Annotated in this window: 21 protein-coding genes and 1 pseudogene; 14 read left to right on the top strand and 8 right to left on the bottom strand. The window is 61.4% G+C overall.

Features of this window, described 5'->3' with window-relative positions; genetic code table 11:
- The 7 genes from catC (at position 1) to IMW75_RS17475 (ending at position 6,433) form a co-directional block, all read left to right on the top strand.
- Positions 1-291 carry a muconolactone Delta-isomerase gene (gene catC, locus IMW75_RS17505; protein WP_122839455.1) on the top strand — a complete coding sequence of 97 codons (291 nt, stop codon included), beginning with the start codon at positions 1-3 and terminating at the stop codon, positions 289-291.
- A gap of 51 nt (positions 292-342) precedes the next feature.
- On the top strand, positions 343-1,272 hold the full coding sequence (gene catA / locus IMW75_RS17500; RefSeq protein WP_205893336.1) for a catechol 1,2-dioxygenase: 930 nt from the start codon (positions 343-345) through the stop codon (positions 1,270-1,272).
- A 271-nt stretch (positions 1,273-1,543) separates the two neighbouring features.
- Entirely contained in the window at positions 1,544-2,503 is a 960-nt protein-coding gene (locus tag IMW75_RS17495) for an AraC family transcriptional regulator (RefSeq protein WP_272873859.1), read from the top strand.
- Positions 2,504-2,750: 247 nt separating this feature from the next.
- A complete protein-coding gene (gene benA / locus IMW75_RS17490) occupies positions 2,751-4,112 on the top strand; it encodes a benzoate 1,2-dioxygenase large subunit (RefSeq protein ID WP_045062848.1) in 1,362 nt (453 codons plus the stop codon).
- Positions 4,112-4,600, top strand: coding sequence for a benzoate 1,2-dioxygenase small subunit (gene benB / locus IMW75_RS17485; RefSeq protein WP_045062847.1), 489 nt, complete (start codon positions 4,112-4,114; stop codon positions 4,598-4,600). Before benA ends, benB begins: the two co-directional genes overlap by 1 nt.
- 10 nt (positions 4,601-4,610) lie before the next feature.
- Positions 4,611-5,624 (top strand): benzoate 1,2-dioxygenase electron transfer component BenC, encoded by a 1,014-nt coding sequence (gene benC, locus IMW75_RS17480; protein WP_205893335.1) that lies wholly within the window; start codon positions 4,611-4,613, stop codon positions 5,622-5,624.
- Between the two features lie 41 nt (positions 5,625-5,665).
- Entirely contained in the window at positions 5,666-6,433 is a 768-nt protein-coding gene (locus tag IMW75_RS17475; RefSeq protein WP_205893334.1) for a 1,6-dihydroxycyclohexa-2,4-diene-1-carboxylate dehydrogenase, read from the top strand.
- A 21-nt stretch (positions 6,434-6,454) separates the two neighbouring features.
- Here the strand turns inward: IMW75_RS17475 and IMW75_RS17470 are convergent, their stop codons facing one another.
- Positions 6,455-6,817: an NUDIX hydrolase gene (locus IMW75_RS17470; protein ID WP_045062840.1), complete on the bottom strand. Its 363-nt coding sequence runs from the start codon at positions 6,815-6,817 to the stop codon at positions 6,455-6,457.
- Positions 6,818-7,021: 204 nt separating this feature from the next.
- Here IMW75_RS17470 and IMW75_RS17465 point away from each other — a divergent pair, with 204 nt between their 5' ends.
- Positions 7,022-7,213: an SPOR domain-containing protein gene (locus IMW75_RS17465; protein ID WP_205893333.1), complete on the top strand. Its 192-nt coding sequence runs from the start codon at positions 7,022-7,024 to the stop codon at positions 7,211-7,213.
- 56 nt (positions 7,214-7,269) lie between these two features.
- Here the strand turns inward: IMW75_RS17465 and IMW75_RS17460 are convergent, their stop codons facing one another.
- Positions 7,270-7,509, bottom strand: a complete 240-nt coding sequence (locus tag IMW75_RS17460) for a hypothetical protein (RefSeq protein WP_205893332.1) — start codon at positions 7,507-7,509, stop codon at positions 7,270-7,272.
- Positions 7,510-7,681: 172 nt separating this feature from the next.
- On the opposite strand from IMW75_RS17460, the gene IMW75_RS17455 reads away from it, so the two are divergent.
- Together IMW75_RS17455 and IMW75_RS17450 are read left to right on the top strand one after the other, a co-directional pair.
- A complete protein-coding gene (locus IMW75_RS17455) occupies positions 7,682-7,894 on the top strand; it encodes a hypothetical protein (RefSeq protein ID WP_205893331.1) in 213 nt (70 codons plus the stop codon).
- 74 nt (positions 7,895-7,968) lie between these two features.
- Complete coding sequence (locus tag IMW75_RS17450; protein WP_045062833.1) at positions 7,969-8,304, top strand: hypothetical protein; 336 nt, start codon at positions 7,969-7,971, stop codon at positions 8,302-8,304.
- 19 nt (positions 8,305-8,323) lie between these two features.
- On the opposite strand, the gene IMW75_RS17445 is transcribed toward IMW75_RS17450, so the two are convergent.
- On the bottom strand, positions 8,324-8,875 hold the full coding sequence (locus IMW75_RS17445) for an RrF2 family transcriptional regulator (protein ID WP_205893330.1): 552 nt from the start codon (positions 8,873-8,875) through the stop codon (positions 8,324-8,326).
- A 19-nt stretch (positions 8,876-8,894) separates the two neighbouring features.
- Here IMW75_RS17445 and IMW75_RS17440 point away from each other — a divergent pair.
- The 4 genes and pseudogenes from IMW75_RS17440 to IMW75_RS17425 all read left to right on the top strand — a co-directional run.
- Positions 8,895-9,425: pseudogene (locus IMW75_RS17440) on the top strand (FAD-dependent oxidoreductase); the annotation flags it as partial.
- Positions 9,426-9,689: 264 nt separating this feature from the next.
- Positions 9,690-10,979 carry an NAD(P)/FAD-dependent oxidoreductase gene (locus IMW75_RS17435; protein WP_205893329.1) on the top strand — a complete coding sequence of 430 codons (1,290 nt, stop codon included), beginning with the start codon at positions 9,690-9,692 and terminating at the stop codon, positions 10,977-10,979.
- 25 nt (positions 10,980-11,004) lie between these two features.
- On the top strand, positions 11,005-11,559 hold the full coding sequence (locus tag IMW75_RS17430) for a helix-turn-helix domain-containing protein (protein WP_045062824.1): 555 nt from the start codon (positions 11,005-11,007) through the stop codon (positions 11,557-11,559).
- Positions 11,560-11,581: 22 nt separating this feature from the next.
- Positions 11,582-12,928: a glutamine synthetase family protein gene (locus IMW75_RS17425; protein ID WP_205893328.1), complete on the top strand. Its 1,347-nt coding sequence runs from the start codon at positions 11,582-11,584 to the stop codon at positions 12,926-12,928.
- Between the two features lie 206 nt (positions 12,929-13,134).
- On the opposite strand, the gene IMW75_RS17420 is transcribed toward IMW75_RS17425, so the two are convergent.
- The 5 genes from IMW75_RS17420 to tagF form a co-directional block, all read right to left on the bottom strand.
- Positions 13,135-13,362 carry a DUF6555 family protein gene (locus IMW75_RS17420; RefSeq protein WP_045062821.1) on the bottom strand — a complete coding sequence of 76 codons (228 nt, stop codon included), beginning with the start codon at positions 13,360-13,362 and terminating at the stop codon, positions 13,135-13,137.
- A 212-nt stretch (positions 13,363-13,574) separates the two neighbouring features.
- Positions 13,575-14,663, bottom strand: a complete 1,089-nt coding sequence (tssA, locus tag IMW75_RS17415) for a type VI secretion system protein TssA (RefSeq protein WP_205893327.1) — start codon at positions 14,661-14,663, stop codon at positions 13,575-13,577.
- Between the two features lie 94 nt (positions 14,664-14,757).
- Positions 14,758-15,276 (bottom strand): Hcp family type VI secretion system effector, encoded by a 519-nt coding sequence (locus IMW75_RS17410; RefSeq protein ID WP_122839487.1) that lies wholly within the window; start codon positions 15,274-15,276, stop codon positions 14,758-14,760.
- 162 nt (positions 15,277-15,438) lie between these two features.
- Positions 15,439-17,934 (bottom strand): type VI secretion system membrane subunit TssM, encoded by a 2,496-nt coding sequence (gene tssM / locus IMW75_RS17405; RefSeq protein WP_205893326.1) that lies wholly within the window; start codon positions 17,932-17,934, stop codon positions 15,439-15,441.
- On the bottom strand, positions 17,931-18,857 hold the full coding sequence (tagF, locus tag IMW75_RS17400) for a type VI secretion system-associated protein TagF (RefSeq protein ID WP_205893325.1): 927 nt from the start codon (positions 18,855-18,857) through the stop codon (positions 17,931-17,933). The genes tssM and tagF overlap by 4 nt, the downstream gene beginning before the upstream one ends.
- Positions 18,858-18,874 lie beyond the last annotated feature (17 nt).

The raw sequence follows: 18,874 nt of genomic DNA, 5'->3' as shown, positions 1-18,874 counted from the left end.
ATGCTGTTCCACGTAAAGATGACCGTGAACCTGCCGGTCGACATGAATACCGAGTTGGCCACCAGACTCAAGGCCGACGAAAAGGCCTTCTCCCAGCGCCTGCAAGACCAGGGCAAGTGGCGCCACCTGTGGCGCATTGCCGGGCTGTATGCCAACTACAGCGTGTTCGACGTCGACAGTGTCCAGGAACTGCACGACCTGCTGATGCAATTGCCGCTCTACCCGTACATGGCGATCGAAGTCACCGCGATGTGCCGGCATCCTTCGTCGATTCGCGAGGATGACCGCTGAACCCAGCCAGTTCAGTTCGCTACGCTAATAATTACAAGATGAGGAACCACCATGAACGTCAAGATTTCCCATACTGCTGCTGCCCAGCAATTTCTCGAAGAAGCCAGCGGCCTGCACAACGATGCTGGCAGCCCCCGGGTCAAGGCGCTGATCTACCGCATCCTGCGTGACTCGGTGAACATCATCGAAGACCTGGCGGTAACGCCGGAAGAGTTCTGGAAAGCCGTCAACTACCTCAACGTGCTGGGTTCGCGCCAGGAGGCCGGGCTGGTGGTCGCGGGCCTGGGGCTGGAGCACTATCTGGATCTGTTGATGGATGCCGAAGACGAGCAGGCCGGCAAGGCTGGCGGCACCCCGCGCACCATCGAAGGCCCGCTGTACGTGGCCGGTGCCCCCTTGTCCAACTTCGAGGCTCGACTCGACGATGGCATTGATCCGGGCGTGCCGCTGTTCATGCAGGGCCAGGTGCTCAATACCGCTGGCGAACCTCTGGCAGGTGCGGTAGTGGACGTCTGGCAGGCCAATACCGGTGGGACTTACTCCTACTTCGACAGCAGCCAATCGGAATTCAACCTGCGCCGGCGCATTGTGACCGACGCCGAGGGTCGTTATCGCTTCCGCAGCATCGTGCCGTCAGGCTACGGCTGCCCACCGGATGGCCCGACCCAGCAACTGCTCGATCAACTGGGCCGTCACGGCCAGCGCCCGGCGCATATCCATTTCTTCATCTCGGCCGCAGACCATCGCCACCTCACCACCCAGATCAACCTGGACGGCGATGAGTACCTGCACGATGACTTCGCCTACGCCACCCGTGACGAGTTGATCGCCAAAATCACCTTCAGCGAAGACCAGGCCCGCGCTGCGGCCTACGGTGTCAGCGGCCGCTTTGCTGAAATCGTCTTCGACTTCACCTTGCAGTCCTCGGCCCAGCCGCAAGAGCAGCAACGCATGGAGCGGGTTCGCGCACTCGAAGACTGATCCCCGTACAACCTGCAGGAGCCCGGCTTGCCCCCGATGGCGATGGTGAATGTGATGCCGCCATCGCTGGCAAGCCAGGCTCCCACAGGGGCCCGGGTGTGCGCGGGATTTTGGCTCGCCACAAATCTGCAGGAGCCAGGCTTGCCGGCGATGGCGATGCATAAGGCTCCTGCAAGATTTGCCCGCTCCCACGTGTCGGTCAACTCGTACATCGGTGCCGGTACTGCTCTAGAATGACCAGAACATCTATAACAACAACGAGAGTGACCCGATGATGCACGCGCAACTGTTGAGTCAGCGCAGCACGGTATTCGACCAGGCCGACCCCTACGCCGTGTCGGGCTACGTCAATCAGCATGTTGGCAACCATTGCATCCTGATGCCCCGTGCCGGGCAACCCCTGGCCAGTCTCAATCATCGCAAATTCGCCAGCCTCGACCTGTGCCGTATCAGCTACGGCGGCAGCGTTCGCGTCACCTCGGGCGCGCTGGAAACCATCTATCACCTGCAAGTGTTATTGCGCGGCAATTGCCTGTGGCGTGGTCACGCCCAGGAGCATTACTTCGCCCCCGGCGAATTGCTGCTGATCAACCCCGACGATCCGGTGGATCTGACCTATTCCGACGATTGCGAAAAATTCATCCTCAAAGTCCCTGCCTCGTTGCTGGAGTCGGTCTGCGACGAGCAGCGCTGGCGTTATCCGGGGCAGGGCGTACGGTTTCTGGAAAACCGCTACCAGCTCAATGAACTGGAAGGTTTCGTCAATCTGCTGGCGATGATTTGCCAGGAGGCCGAGGCCACCGAGCAGATTCCCCGGGTGCAGGAGCACTACACGCAGATCATCGTCAGCAAGATGCTCAGCCTGATGAAGACCAACGTCAGCCGCCTGGAACTCGGTTCGCAGGCTGCGACGTTCGAAGCGATTGCCGATTTCATCGCCCGCAACCTCAAGCACGACATCGACAGCGAGGAACTCGCGCGCCAGGCCAGCATGAGCCTGCGTTCGTTATATGGCCTGTTTGAACGCAACGCCTGCACCACGCCGAAAAACTACATCCGCCAGAAGCGCCTGGAACGAGTCAACGCTTGCCTCAGTGACCCGACCTGCATCGTGCGCAACGTCACCGAAGTGGCGATGGATTACGGCTTCCTGCACCTGGGACGGTTCTCCGACAGCTACCGCAAACAATTCGGCGAACTGCCCTCGGACACCCTCAAGCGCCGGCATTGAACCCGCAAACACCACCAATACCTCTGTAGGAGCTGTCGAGTGCAACGAGGCTGCGATCTTTTGACTTTGCTTTTCAAGATCAAAAGATCGCAGCCTCGTTGCACTCGACAGCTCCTACGCAGCTCCTACGCAGCGGCCCCACAGAGCTGCACTAAACGGATACAGGTCTGCACCCTGCGGATAGTCCGTCCCGTCCCCCCGTCCTAGCATGGCCCTGCCTGAAATAAAAACAATGGAGGCGGCGGCCATGACCCTGCGACCCGAATACCTGCAATCCCTGCTTGAAGACGATCCAGAGCAGGGCATCTATCGCTGCAAACGCGAGATGTTCACCGACCCGCGGCTGTTCGACCTCGAGATGGAACACATCTTCGAAGGCAACTGGCTGTACCTCGCCCACGAAAGCCAGATCCCCAACAAAAACGATTTCTACACCACCACCATGGGGCGCCAGTCGATCTTCATCGCGCGCAACAAGGACGGTGAACTCAACGCCTTCATCAACGCCTGCAGTCACCGCGGCGCGATGCTGTGCCGGCACAAATCCGGCAACAAGAGCTCCTATACCTGCCCGTTCCACGGCTGGACCTTCAACAATTCCGGCAAGCTGCTCAAGGTCAAGGACCCGGCGGCGGCCGGTTACCCGGCGAGCTTCAACTGCGAAGGCTCCCACGACCTGACCCGGGTCGCCCGTTTCGAATCCTATCGCGGCTTCCTGTTCGGCAGCCTCAAGGCCGACGTAGTCCCGCTGGTGGAACACCTTGGCGAATCGGCCAAGATCATCGACATGATCGTCGATCAATCCGCCGATGGCCTCGAAGTGTTGCGCGGTTCTTCCAGCTACATCTACGAAGGCAACTGGAAACTCACTGCGGAAAACGGTGCCGACGGCTACCACGTCAGCTCCGTGCACTGGAACTATGCCGCCACCCAGAACCAGCGCAAGCAGCGCGAGGCCGGCGATACCAACCCGACCATGAGCGCCGGCAGCTGGGCCAAGCAGGGCGGTGGTTTCTATTCCTTCGACAAGGGGCACATGCTGCTCTGGACCCGCTGGGCCAACCCGGAAGACCGCCCACTGTACGAGCGCCGCGACGAGCTCGCCCAGGACTTCGGCAAGGCTCGCGCCGACTGGATGATCGAGAACTCGCGCAACCTGTGCCTGTACCCCAACGTGTACCTGATGGACCAGTTCAGCTCGCAGATCCGCATTGCCCGGCCGATCTCGGTCAACCGCACGGAAATCACCATCTACTGCATCGCGCCTAAAGGCGAAAGCGATCACGCGCGCTCCAGCCGCATTCGCCAGTACGAGGACTTCTTCAACGTCAGCGGTATGGCGACGCCGGACGATCTCGAAGAGTTTCGTTCCTGCCAGACCGGTTACCAGGGCAGCGTCACCGCCTGGAACGACATGTCCCGCGGTGCCGAGCACTGGGTCGAAGGCGCCGATGAGGCAGCCAGGGAAATCGACCTGCAGCCGTTGCTCAGCGGCGTGCGCACCGAAGACGAAGGTCTGTTCGTGCTGCAGCACAAGTACTGGCAGCAGACCATGCTCAAGGCGCTGGCCGCCGAGCAGGCGAAGCTGATCGACGTGGAGACAGTGTGATGACCATTACCTACGAATCCGTGCGCGATTTCCTCTACCGCGAAGCGCGCTACCTCGACGATCGCCAGTGGGATGAATGGCTGGAACTGTACGCGCCGGACGCGACCTTCTGGATGCCGTCCTGGGACGACAACGACGAGCTGACCGAGGACCCGCAGCGGGAAATCTCGCTGATCTGGTACGGCAATCGCACCGGCCTTGAAGACCGCGTGTTCCGCATCAAGACCGAACGCTCCAGCGCCAGCGTGCCGGACACCCGCACCTCGCATAACCTGAGCAACATCGAACTGCTGGAACAGGCCGACGGCATCTGCAAGGTGCGCTTCAACTGGCACACCCTGAGCTTTCGCTACAAGACCGTCGACAGCTACTTCGGCAGCAGTTTCTACACCCTGGACATGCGCGGTGACAACCCGCTGATCAAGGCCAAGAAAGTGATCCTGAAGAACGACTATGTTCGTCAGGTCATTGATGTCTACCATTTGTGAGGCCGTCGCCATGACTCATTCCATCGCATTCAATTTCGAAGACGGCGTCACCCGGTTCATCGACGCCAATCCAGGTGAAACCGTGGCCGATGCCGCGTATCGCCAGGGCATCAACATCCCGCTGGACTGCCGCGACGGCGCCTGCGGTACCTGCAAGTGTTTTGCCGAAGCCGGTCGTTATGACTTGGGCGAGGAATACATTGATGACGCCCTGACTGCCGACGAAGCCGAACATGGTTTTGTCCTCACCTGCCAGATGCGCGCCCAGAGCGACTGCGTGGTGCGGGTGCCGGCTTCCTCGGATGTCTGCCGCACCCGGCAGGCCAGCTTTGAAGCAACCATCAGCGCCGTGCGCCAGCTGTCCGACAGCACCATTGCACTGTCGATCAAGGGCGAGGCCCTGAACAAACTGGCGTTCCTGCCGGGGCAATATGTCAACCTTGGGGTCCCGGGCAGTACCCAGACCCGTGCCTACTCCTTCAGCTCGCTGCAGCATGACGGCGAAGTGAGCTTCCTGATTCGCAACGTGCCTGGGGGGCTGATGAGCAGTTTTCTCACCGGCATGGCCAAGGCCGGCGACAGCATGAGCCTGGCCGGGCCATTGGGCAGCTTCTACCTGCGCGACATCCGTCGTCCGTTGTTGCTGCTGGCCGGTGGCACCGGGCTGGCGCCATTTACAGCGATGCTGGAGAAGATCGCCGAGCAGGGCAGTGAGCATCCGTTGCACCTGATTTATGGCGTGACCCATGATTTCGACCTGGTGGAACTCGATCGCCTCGAAGCCTTCGCCGCCCGCATCCCCAACTTCAGCTTCAGCGCCTGCGTGGCCAGCCCTGACAGCCAGCACCCGCTCAAGGGCTATGTGACCCAGCACATCGAGCCACGGCATCTGAACGATGGTGACGTAGACGTCTACCTGTGCGGCCCGCCGCCGATGGTCGAGGCGGTCAGCCAGTACATTCGCGAACAGGGCATCGCCCCGGCCAATTTCTACTACGAGAAATTCGCCGCCAGCGCGGCGTGAGCCCGTACAAGAACTGCTGCACCTGAGCCATTGAGGTACACATGAACAGATTCCACGAAAAAGTCGCCCTGATCACCGGCGCCGCGCAAGGCATCGGCCGGCGGGTCGCCGAACGCATGGCGGCCGAAGGTGCGCGGCTGATCCTGGTCGACCGCTCCGAGCTGGTGTTCGAGCTGCAAGAGCAACTGGGCCAGGGCAGCTTCGCGCTGACCGCCGATCTCGAGCAATACAGCGAATGCGAGCGCGTGATGCAGACCGCCGTTGAACGTTTTGGTCGCCTGGACATCCTGATCAACAACGTCGGCGGGACGATCTGGGCCAAGCCTTTCGAGCACTACGAAGCGTCGCAGATCGAAGCCGAAGTGCGTCGCTCGCTGTTCCCGACCCTGTGGTGCTGCCATGCCGCACTGCCGTTCATGCTGGAGCAAGGCAGCGGGGCGATCGTCAACGTCTCCTCCATTGCCACTCGCAGCATCAACCGTGTGCCCTACGGTGCGGCGAAAGGCGGGGTCAACGCACTGACCGCGTGCCTGGCGTTCGAAACGGCCGGGCGTGGCGTTCGCGTCAATGCCACGGCCCCCGGCGGCACCGATGCGCCGCCACGGGTCATCCCGCGCAATAACGCCGAACAGAGTGCCGAAGAGAAGGTGTGGTACCAGCAGATCGTCGACCAGACGCTCGATAGCAGCCTGATGAAACGCTATGGCACGCTTGATGAGCAGGCAGGTGCAATTCTGTTTCTGGCCAGCGACGACGCCTCCTACATCACCGGCATGGTCATGCCCGTGGGAGGCGGCGACCAGGGCTGACTGGCCCAGGCATGAGCAACCCTAGAGCCGACGCTGGAACGCCCTGACGATGCGCAGCGTGGCATCGTTGGTGCTCAGATTGTGCACCGAATCGAGTGGGTGCCAGATGCAGTCGACGATTTCATTGGTCGGCCGCGCGACCTCGTAATCCACCACCGACGCTTCGTACACGTGGTGACAGGTGTCGCCGGATTCCAGTGCCATCAGGTACAGAAGCTCGTCGACCCCCAGGCTGGTTTCCTCCTGAAGCTCGCGTCTGGCCGCGTCCGCAACGGTTTCGCCGCGCTCGACCTTGCCTCCGGGCAGGGTCCAGCGGCATCTATGCTTGCGTACCAGAAGTATGTGGCGATCCTGCTCGCAGATAACGGTGGCGCGTACTTTCATGCTCTATCCAGATATTGGCTGTCACAATAATGTCATGAAACTGCAATATTCAGACCGTGCAGCGTAGGGTTTCAGATGATTGGAGCCCGGGAGGAGGGTGAAAGTGCAATCGCTGTCGTCACGACGTCTGGTCAGTACGTTCGCCAGGAGCAGGTGTAAGGTAGAGAGGTCAATCCTGGAGATGATGGCGCAACGGAGGTTGTCATGAGTGCACCGATGCTAAATAAGATGCATATGAACGGTTACGACGTGCTCAGCGTGAACAATGGCCCTTGGCGTGTCTGCACCAAAGGCGACCGTCTGGGCGCGTTTGCCAGCCGCGAGGAGGCGCTGGCCTTTGCGGCGTCCTTGCCCGGCTACCGCGACAGATCGCCCAGACCTGCCACTAAACAGTAGCGGCTTGCGTTAAATGTGCGGTGGCGGGGGAGCATGCTCCCTCGCCACCCGTTCGCTCAGTGCGCCTGGTTGCGCGTGATCGCCCTGGCCTTCACTTCCCCGGCATACTGCGCCAGGCGCTCTTCATCCCCTTGAAGCACTTCACACAGGCGCTTGGCGGCTTTGGCGTCCACCTCGTTGCCCGCCTGCTGGAATTGCTCGGCAATGCGCAAAAGCTCTACCGCCGACCAGCGCAGGTCCGAGGCAACGCCCTGCAAGTCCCGCCGAAGTTGCTGTTCCGATTCGTTAAGCCACATGCTGACCTCCTGCAATGATTCTCCGTCTCGGAATACTAGACCCTTTTCACCGTGACGGAAGTTGTGTCGCTGCGCGCAGGCGTTTGCCTTTGGTCGGGAAGATTAAGCGAGCCCGCAGCGGCGCTGTCGTATTGGAGTAGCGATTTCGCGCTGTGTCAGAGGTCACTTTCAAATGACGACCACCGATGATTTCAGGTTTCACGCCCATGAGCTGATCGTTGATCTGGATGCGGCCACCACGGAAATGATGAAGCTGATATCCGCCCATCAGCTCAGCGGCCCGGAGTGGGAGCGGGTCACTCAATGGCAACACGAGGCCTATGAGCGCTGGATGAATTACCTGAATGCGCGAACTTACGAGACGCCCGATAACAACGGGCAATGATGAGCTTTTGTGTATCAGATGGATGTCTGCGCCGGCACGCGCTACATTTTCCTTTTTAAGCGAAGGAAACCTTCATGCGGATGCTCATCGCAGGAATCATGCTGGCGACACTGGCGGGTTGTTCATTGCCCGCTTCCGTCGTGCCCGGTGAACCGAACGTCAGCAAGTACAGCGAGAAGCCGCCCAAGGAGTACGCCGCGTGCGTCTTGCCGTTATGGCAGAAGCAAGTCTCGGCCACGCGCCAGACCTCGATCTCCAACGGCTACCGGATCAATGCCCCCGGCATGATCACCGCAGACGAGATCCTCGATATCGTGAAGAACAAGAATGGCAGCCGCGTGTCCCTTTACCAGGGGCCGCCCTGGGCCAAATCCGGCGCGCTGCGTCAGGCCGTGCGCGACTGCCTGTAGGCTTCAGCCGCGCTGGTGTTCAGTCGCTGATGTCGGTCAGCGGGATGCCTTGGGCGCTGGCGCTTTTCCTGTCGCGCCGATCAGTGATCCAGGTGTCCACCTGCTCGGAGAATTCTGCCGGGGCCTTGCGCCCGACCTTCCTCGCCAGATCAAGAATGGTCTGCTGGGCCAGTGCTTCTTCCATGCGTTTTTGCGCCACCATCATGGCGCCGTGCACTGAACAGGGGCCATCCAGCGCCCACTCCGGCGTAGTTCCCTCGAATAACGCACACCGCCCGCGTATTTCCTTGCAGTCGAAAATCAGCTTCTGGCCATCGATCGCATTGACGATGTCGAGCAGGCTGATTTCGTCAGCAGGGCGGGCCAGCTTGAACCCGCCGCGCACGCCCTCGGTGGCACTCACCAGCTTGGCCTTGGCCAGCCGGGTAAAGATCTTGGCCAGGTAATCCAGCGGTACTCCTTGCAGCTCGGCAAGGTCGCGCACGCTCGCCTCCCGGGTCTCGCCACGGTTGCCCACCAGAAACAGCAGGCAATGAATGCCGTACTCGACGCCCGCGCTGTAAAGAGACATGTTTTATCTCCGACTATCGTCGGTGGCCGGCGTCGATGCCGACGGAGTGACCTTGGCCGATGGGCAGCGCATTGAAGCCAGTACCGTGATCTGGACCACCGGCGTACGTGCCAGCTCGCTCACCGAACAGATCCCCGGCGAGCGCGATGCCTTGGGCCGCCTGCATGTGGACAGCCACCTGAAAGTGATTGGCCAGGACGACATCTTTGCCACCGGCGATGTGGCCTACGCGTCGTCCGATGACATCGGCAACCATGCTCTGATGACCTGCCAGCATGCCATCGTCCTCGGTCGCCACGCCGGCAACAACGTCGCCGCCCAATTGCTCGGTGTCGCCCCGACGCCCTACAGCCAGCCCAAGTACGTGACCTGCCTGGACCTCGGGGCCTGGGGCGCGGTGTACACCGAAGGGTGGGATCGCCAGGTCAAGCTGGTCCGTCAGGAAGGCAAGGCGTTGAAGACCCAGATCAACACCCAGTGGATCTATCCGCCTGCAGCCAATCGTGAATCCGCGTGGGCCGCTGCCGATCCGCTGATCCCGATTGCCTGATTGCCTGATTGCCCCGTAGGAGCTGTCGAGTGCAACGAGGCTGCGATCTTTTGATCCTGTTCTTTTGAGGGCAGCCGCCAAAAGATCGCAGCCTCGTTGCACTCGGCAGCTCCTACACGACGGCGCATGACGGCGCACGACGGCATATGACGACTCACGGCACGACGTAGGCGCACGTCGGCCCCAGGGATGAACACTTGCCTATGTGAAATAATCTGTGTAAATTTTCATGAAATTTAAATAATAAAATTTCATGAGGCCCGCATGTTTCACCAATCCCCCCAGCATGTCCCCAGCTATTACGCCCACACCTGCGCCGATCGGCTGGTAGAGCGCGACCCGCTGGTGGGCGAGCAGGACACCGAGGTGCTGATCATCGGGGCGGGGTTCAGCGGGTTGCACACGGCCTTGCGCCTGGCGCTCGCCGGCAAACGCGTGACGTTGCTGGAAGCCAGTCGGGTGGCGTGGGCGGCGTCCGGGCGCAATGGCGGGCAGGCCATTCTTGGCTGGTCTTGCGACATGCCGCCGCTGGAGGCCGCTTTGGGGTACGAGCGCGCGCGGCGTCTGTGGGACAGCATGCGCTGGGCGGCGAGGGAACTGCGGGACCTGCCCGGGCGGCATTATTTCGACTGCGATTACCGCCCCGGCCATCTCTGGACCTCAGTGATGCCGCGACGGGTCAGCCTGCTCACGCAGTGGCAACACGAGGCCAGCCACAAGTGGGGCCACGACGCCTTGCAGTTCATTCCCCGGGCGGAGTTGCCGAACTGGGTGGCGAGTGACCGTTACCAGGCCGGGCTGTTCGACCCCGAAGGCGGGCACCTCAACCCGCTGAAACTGGCACTCGGCCTGGCCGCCGCCATCGAGCGAGCCGGCGGCCGTATCCATGAACAGAGCAAGGCGCTGGATTATCGCCAGGAACGCGGCGGGTATGTGGTCACCACCGAGCGTGGGCGCATTCGCGCCGATGTACTGGTGCTGGCGTGCAATGCGTACCTGGATCAACTGGACCCGCAACTGTCGAGTTGCGTACTGCCGGTCGGCACCTATCAGGTCGCAACCGCACCGCTGGCAGAGCAGCAGGCGATTGCACTGCTGCCGCGCAATGTGTGCGTGACCGACAATCAATTCGTGCTCGATTACTTTCGGCGCACGCCGGATCACCGCCTGCTGTTCGGCGGCGGCTGCACTTACCTGGGGGGCATGCCCAAGGACATCGGCGCCGCGACCCGGCCGTTTCTGGAGCGGGTGTTTCCCCAACTCAAAGGCGTGGACCTGGAATACGCCTGGGGCGGGCACATCGATCTGACCCTCAAGCGCACGCCCGACATTGGTCGTCGGGGTGACCTTTACTGGCTGCAGGGCTACTCCGGCCACGGCGTGCTGCCGACACTGGCCGGGGCCCGCGCGGTGTCCGACGCGATACTCGGCCAGCCGGATGACCTTGCGCTGTACCAAGGGCTGGTCAACGAGCGTTTTCCCGGCGGCAAGTACCTGGCCGCGCCGCTCGAAGCCGTGGGCAAGGCCTGGTATCGACTGCGCGACAGTCTGTGAACCGCACAATTTCCGGAGCCTTCTGATGGACATGCAAGAAGAAATATCGGCGCTGGCGATCCTGATCCAGGACTTGCGCAAACACAAAAAGTACACGCTCAAGGAGCTGGCGGACAAAATCGGCCGCTCGGTGGGTTTTCTCTCCCAGGTCGAGCGTGGGTTGTCCCGGCCGACAGTGGCAGACCTGACGGCCATCAGCGAAACCCTCGGCGTGCCCACCACCTACTTCTACAGCCTGCCCAAACCCATGGCGCTGCCGTGGGTCACCCGCCCGGACGAGCGCCGCACCCTGTACTACGCCGATGGCATCACCGACATCCTGGTCTCGCCAAAAATGCGCGCCTCGTTCTCGATGCTCGAAAGCCGCCTGGAACCAGGGGCAAGCAGTGGCGACCGGCATATGAACGACAGCTCGGAGCAGGGCGGCTACGTGCTCGAAGGCGAGCTGACGTTGTGGCTCGATGACGCCCAGCCCGTCACGCTGCGAACCGGCGACAGCTTTCAACTGGCCAGTCACACCCATTGTCGCTACGGCAATCTTGGTGACCGGCTTACCCGCGTGCTCTGGGTCTACACCTGATAAAACAACAAGGAACACAATGATGGATGCTGTCTGCTCTGATCTGGTTGCTGAAGTACGTGCGTTTCGTCAGCGCTTTCCGGACGTTCGCTATGTCGACCTGATCGCCCTGGATATCCCCGGGCACTTCTATGGCAAGCGCTACCCGATCGAGATGCTCGAAAAGGTCGCGGCCGGAAGCGTTCTCAAACTGCCGCAGAACTGCGTGCTGCTGGGCACTCAGGGCGGCCTGTTCAAGATCGGTGACTACTGCTTCAACGATGGCGACCCGGATGCCACCCGCCGCCTCGTGCCCGGTACGCTGAAGCTGGTGAACTGGGAAAAGCAACCTTTGGGGCAGATGCTGATTACCTCCGATGGCACCGCCAAGCCGATCGAATTCGAGCCTCGCGAGGTCCTGGCGCAGGTGCTGCAACGGCTCAAGGGCAAAGGCATTTTTCCGGTGGTTGCCTTCGAACTGGAGTTCTATCTGTTTGATCGTCAACTGCGCGACGGCCTGCCGCAGTTCGCCCGGGACCCGCTTAGCGATGATGCGGATGACCAGCCGAACATGCACATCGAGCGCTTGTCGCGTTTCTCCACGGTGCTGGATGACATGGTCGAAACTGCGCGGGAGCAGGGTATCGAAACCACTGTGATCACGGCCGAGTTGGGCCCCGGTCAGTTCGAGATCAACTTCGGTCACCTTGATGATGGATTGCGCGCCGCGGACTGGGCGGCCCTGTTCTGTCGCAGCACCCGGGGCGTGGCCCTCAAGCACAACTACCGCGCCAGCTTCATGGCCAAACCCTACGTGCAGCACCCCGGCAGCGGCATGCACGTGCACGTCAGCCTCTACGACGAGGCCGGCAACAACCTGCTGGCAGCCAACAACCAGCAACCCTTGCGCCATGCCGTCGCCGGGTGCCTGGAAGTGCTGCCGCACTGCATGCCGATCTTCGCCCCGAACCACAACGCCATGCGCCGCCTCAGTGGCACGGTGAACACCGCCACCCACGCCAGCTGGGGCTATGAAGACCGCGACGCCTGCCTGCGGGTGCCGGATTCGGATGCGAGGAACCTGCGGGTCGAACATCGCCTGGCCGGCGCAGATGCCAACCCGTACCTGGTGCTGGCGGCGATTCTGATCGGTCTGGAACAAGGTCTGGAAGCCGGCCGCGAACCGATACCTGCGTTAAACGAAGATCGCACCAGCGGCATTGATTTCCCCACGCAAATGCTCGAAGCCGTGCAGGCCATGCAAGGCCACGCCTCAGTTCGCGAAGGCTTGGGGGCGGAGTTTGTCGATGTGTATTGCGAGAACAAACGGCAGGATCATTTGGCATTCATGAACGAAATCAGCGCGCGGGAATATCGCTGGTTCATGTAACGCATCCTTAAAAAACATGTGGATATATAATGGCTTAGAAACCTTAGTAACTTTATGGTTAATTAAAACATCTTGTTACAGTGGGAAATATTAAGTAATATTCGCCCCGCGTTCACCACCACGGTTTATGCATTTTTAAGTCCCAGGCGTCCATCAGCTGCCTGGGATTTTTTTTTGCCCGGGATTTATCCGCGCCGCTGTCACTGTCACGGCAGCGCCTCCCACCTGACGTCGGTCAACCCGCATTTTTGCGCCTGCGCCCGCAGTTCAGCCAGACCCTGTTGCGCCGGATCCTCGCCATAGGCCAAGCCGACACCCGCGTGCAGGCAGGCGTAATACCAGGCATCGGCATCGGTCATGTGTGAATCGGGCTGGACAAAGACCTGTCGAGCGTCGTTCAAGCGGTAAGTGATTTGAAAATGCAGGGGGCGCATCCGATTCTCCAGGCGAAGCCATTACGACTCTAATGGCTTATCGCCAGTTCCCTTTCTTTTCGGTGGTGCAGGAATTTGCGGGGGGATGCTTCAGCATTCATGGTAGGAGCAAGCTCCTACGCAGCTCCTACGCAGCTCCTACGCAGCTCCTACGCAGCTCCTACGCAGCTCCTACGCAGCTCCTACGCAGCTCCTACAGTTGATCGCGGCTGTCAGCCTTTCGATTCCTTCGTCCCCAGCACATCACGGATGCTGTCCACGACGTTGCTGTCCTTGATCACATCATTCAGCCAGCCCTCAAGCGGCATGTTGCCCCATTTGATCGCGCGTTCGATCAGGTACGGCACCGGGCTTTGCGGTTCGGTCTGTTTGAAGAACTGGGCGATGCCCGCCAGTTGGGTGAAGGCCTCGTCGCGGGTCAGGGGGGTGGTGCGCAGGGGGATGGATGAGGGATCTGGCTGGGTCTGGGTCATGGCGGCACCTGCGGGTTGGTCGACAACGCTTGGCTGGACGGGCGCAACGGGGGCGGGGTGCAGCTCGATGCCGCGGTCCTTGAGCAGTTTCTCGGCCAGTTGCCCGGCACGGGTCAGTACGTCCGTCAGCGCGGCGAAACTCGGGGCATCCGCGCCAAACAGGCGGTCCGCGGTGCTCTGCAGCTGCTGGCAAGCGCGCAGGCTGGCGGCGATTTCGCCGGCCTTGAGGCGCAGGTGGTCGGAGTCGGTCAGTACCACCGAACGCTGGAACACCTCGGCGTTGATCTTGCCTTCGTCAATCGCGGCACGCATGGCCTGGGGATTTTGCAGCGCGAGGTTTTCGATGTGCCGGGATTCGTCGTAACGCAGCAGGCCGAACTGCTGGCCCTGGGTGATCGGCAAACCGCCGACGACGTCCGCCAGCGAGGCTTTTAACCACGCCAGACGTGCGGCGCGTTCATCGAGGCCGTCTTCCAGCGATGGGAACAGGTCTGCCCAGAACGTATCCAGGATGCGCTCGGCCAGCGTCAGGCCAAAGGTGATACCGACAAAATGGTATTTGTGCGCCAGGCCTTCATTAAGCCAGGCGACCAGCATCAGGTCCTTGCTCTGGCGAGCCAGGCCCTGTGCGGCCAAGGTGATGGTCAGGTCCCAATCCGAAGATTTGAGGTCGGTTTGCCAATCACCCTGGGTGAGATAATCGGGGTCTGCTCGACGCGCTTCTTTCACCTGGTCAAACAAGGTGGAAAAGCTCAGGTCTTCACCGCTCCCCTCATTGATGGGCGCTGTCAGTTCGGCCAGGGAAAGGTCGTTGAGAAATTCAGACATAGGCAACTCTGATCAGGATAAAAGAACACCGCGCCCGGACCACGGGCGCAGTGCTTAAGGCGGGCCGCTCGCACGGCCCGCTAACGCTGCAGACTTAAGCGAACACCTTGTTCGCGGTGCGGTCCCAACCGCCGGTGACGTTGCCGCCGCCCTGGCCATCGGCACGGCTCTGCTGGGTGTAAGTGGTCTTGATGCGCGCGAAGTTGAAGCTGATTTCTTCGACAGGCAGATCGCTTTCCGCTTCGTCCTTGCCGCCCTTGCTACCGCCGGCAACGGTATTGACGGAGGCCACGACTACTTCTTCGAGGTTGTAGGTCAGATAGGTCACCTTGTCGCCACCGGCACGGTTCACGTTCAGCTGGATCTTGGCAATGTGGGTGCCTTTGCAGCACGCTTCAAACAGCTTGGCAGTGGCTTTATCGGCAGCTTTGCGGATGGTGAAGTTGCTCAACACCACGCGTTCCGAAGAAGCACCGCCCGAAGAACTTGCCGTCGCGGAGGTGGCCTGGGTCGCGCCAAACTCATAGCCCAGCACTTCGATCCAATCTTTGTGCTTTTCGTCCAGTACTTCGCCTGGAATGCCTTCGATCTGGATGTATGCGTCAAATGCCATTTCTAATTTCTCCTTACCTTCATTTAAAGGTGCCGCTGCGAGCAGTCGACAGCCCTTCGTTTTAACCTCTTTGAATACGCTCAAGAGAGGTGTCTTACCGTTGCCCGGCTCGTGTATCGAGTCGACCCGGGCAGCGATTTTTCTTGCTCTGGTGGCGCGCGTTCAGTTGATCGCCCGCACTTCGATTTCCACCCGGCGGTTAGGCTCCAGGCACTGAATCAGCTGCGCCCGGGGTTGTGTCATGTCGCACTTGACCAGAGGCTTGGTGCTGCCTTCGCCGACGGCTTCGACCAGCTCGCCGGGGACACCTTTGCCCACCAGATAGGTCTTGATGGTCTGCGCGCGTTGCCTGGACACCTGCAAGTTGCCCTGCAGGTCGCCCAGTTGGTCGGCGTGACCGGCGATGATGATCTTGCCGATGTCCGGGGTGTTGAGCAGCTTGCCGGCGATGGCGCTGAGCTGGCTTTGCCCTGCGGTTTTCAGGCTCTGGAAGTCCGCGCGGCCAAAGGCGAACAGGGTGTCCGACTCCAGGGTGATGGTCTCAATCGAGCGCAGCGACTGGCTCAGCAGGCTGTTGATGTAGTTGCGCGAACTGGAGGTGAGGAACGCGTTGTCGAGAATGCGCGGCACGTCCTGCTCGTGGATCTGGTCGCTGTAGAAATTGATCTGCCGGCTGGCGTACTCGTAGTCCTGATTGGCCCCCGGATCACCGTTGGCGGCACCGATAGTCTGGCCGGTCTGGCGGGCAATCGCCGGGTACCAGTAGTCCGGGATTTTCGCCTTGAGGAACGCCGGGTCAGCCTTCTCGCGCTGGGCCCGGGAGAGCATCACGTAGGTGTCCAGGGTGGTCTTGCCGAAGGCGGCGATGGACTGCGCGCGGTTGTCGTTGGGCAGGGCCTTGGGTTCTACGCTGTCGACGCCGGTCACGGGTAACAGCTGCTGAGTGTTGCGTTGATACACCTTGAGGGTGGTCAGCAGGTACAGCGATCGGGTCAGGTTGTCCGCTGTTGGCTTGAGCATCACGCTTTCCAGGCGGCTGAAATACTCGCTGCGCAGCAGCGGCTCGACTTTGTAGCCCTGGTACAACCCCAGGCGCATGCGCAGCGGCACACCGTCCTGGTGATGCCGGGCGTAGTAGTGAGCGGTCCAGAAGCGCATGCGGTCCAGGGTTTGCCACTCGGTGTATTGGCCTGTCGCCGCCGCGTCAGCGGACGCCTCCTGGGCCAGTTCCGTCGAGATGCTCTGCACGGTGTTGCGGTTGTTCACGTAAGACCAGCCCAGCAGGCCGCACAGCAGCATCGCCAGCACACCGGCGCAACCGATCCACGCCGCTTTGCGCCGGCGTTCACGATGGTTGGTGGTATACAGCGCCACCAGATGCTGGTCCGGAATGATCACTTTGCGGAACAGGCTATTGATAAACAGCGGGCGCGGTTGCGCGTCACCGCCGACGCTCGCCTGGTCGTTCTCCAGGGAGAAGCGCTCGGTGACCTGGCGGGCGTGGCCCCCCAGCTCCGGCTGGTCGGCGTCCAGGGCGCTGGTGAAATAGAAGCCGCGCAGCAGTTCGGCCTTCTGGTAAGGGTTGGCGCGCAACAGCGCATCGACGAACAATTGCAGGCGCGGTTTCAGCGCCGCCAGTTCCAGCGGGAAGCGGTACACCGCTGAATCCTGGCGGGTGATCTGAATGTCCTGGGTCACCAGTTGCCGGCTCGCCACCTGCTGCCAGTAGGCAACCAGCTCGTCCATCGCCACGCCAAATTGCCGACCCCAGTCCGCCTGTTCATAGCCCTTGTGGGCAAAGGTCTTGCCCATCACCTCGCCGCGGGCCGCTTCATCCAGCTGGCGGTAGAAGGGCGCAAAACCCGGCACAAGGTCGCACTTGGTGAACACCAGGTACACCGGCAGGCGCACTTCCAGCAGCGCGTGGGTTTCCTGGATGCGTTCGCGCAGGCGCTTGGCGATGCGTTCCTGGTCGTCGAGGGACGCTTGCAGGATGTCGTGGATGCTCACGGTGACGATCAAGCCGTTGAGCGGCCGGCGCTGGCGATGCTGACGCAGCAGTTGCAGGAAAGCGCGCCACTTGCCGGCTTCTTCCTGGTTGTTCATGTAGCGTCCGGCGGTGTCCAGCAGCACGGCTTCGGAGCTGAAAAACCAGTCGCAATTGCGCGTGCCACCCAAGCCGGCGACCCGGGCGCCTTCGCGTTCGGCGTAGGGGAAGTTCAAGCCCGACTGATAGAGCATGGTGCTCTTGCCGGCCGCTGGCTGGCCGATCACCAGGTACCAGGGCAGGGCGTACAACGCGTCTTTGGGGTTGCTGCCCCGGGGCTTGTTGTTGTGCAGGCGCTCGATGCTTTGCAGCAGGCGTTCGCGCAGCAGGCTGACTTCCTCGCGATCCCCCGGGCTGGCGTTCAACACGGCCTGGTCGGCGTCATCGCGCAGCAGCCCTTCAAGGTTGTGATGCCGCGACACCCCGCGATAGAGCAGCAGCACGTAGCCGCACGCCAGCAGCAGGAACACGCCAATGCCGGTCAGCAAGCTGTTCAGCGAGCTGAAGTCCAACGCCCGGCCGATGCCCCAGACCACGAAGATCGAGAGGAAGAAGGCGATCCCCAGAATGTAGGGTTGATACCGCAGGAAGTAATACTTGATCTTGTTCATACAGACTTCGAATCCAGGGCATCGACAAAACGGTCGATGGCGTCATCAAGGGGACGGTCGATTGCGGGAAAAGCGGGTGCAAGGTGGTGCTCGTCAAAGGCATCGAAGGACGCCAGCACGTCATAGCTCTGCGCGCGGTCGCCGCAGCCGGTGAGTACGCGGTAGGCGTTGCTGGTGGTGCGTGAGGCAAAGCAGATCAGGCGCGGGCGCATGAAGTCGTCCGCCAGCAGGCTCACCTGCGGCACGGCCTTGCCCGGCGTCATGCGCGTGAGCCAGGTGAGCCAAAGATCGGCGGTCGGGTTCTTCAAACCGCGCTCCGCCGGCAAGGGCAGAGTGATGCCGATCGGCGTGCCGTGTCGCAGGGGGCTGTGCAAGGCTTGCAGACGGGTCAGCACGGCATTGGTGACGAACTCCGGGTACGAGCCTTCCAGTGCAGTAGCAATGTCGCGCAGGTTGAAGTTCACCAGGAATTTGCCGTGCACCCGGCGGAACAGGTCGAAGTCCTGGGCCTGCAGCGGGCGCAGGGCCTTGATGCGTTCGAACAGCACCGCGGTGCTTTCGCCCTGGGCCGCCATGTGCAGCAACGGCTTGATCTGCGCGCTGAACAGCTCGCCCAACGTGAAGGGGTTGACGAAGGGCTCGGCTTCAGCGGCTTTGACTGTCTGGAAAATGAAGAACGGGTAGCGCCGCTGGCTGGCGTCCATCGAGCTGATCAGCCCGCCCAGCAGCCAGTTGCCGCTGCGTGCGCGGTAGCTGAAAAAGCACAGCGGCAAGGCGTCGAACAGGCTGCGCCAGTCTTCGCGATGCTGCAGGGCCGCGAGGGCGCCTTGCAGCCAGCCATCGAACTCGCAGACGTCGTCAGCCGCGCCGTGCAGGCTGACGAAGTCCGGGCTCGCGGGCACCTTGCCGAAGCAGCCAATCATTGGCCGCGCCCTTGGTT

This window comes from Pseudomonas gregormendelii (genome assembly GCF_017114825.1).
GTDB lineage: Bacteria > Pseudomonadota > Gammaproteobacteria > Pseudomonadales > Pseudomonadaceae > Aquipseudomonas > Aquipseudomonas gregormendelii.
Note: the sequence above shows the minus strand (reverse complement) of the source record. Positions and strands in the feature narration are given on the sequence as shown.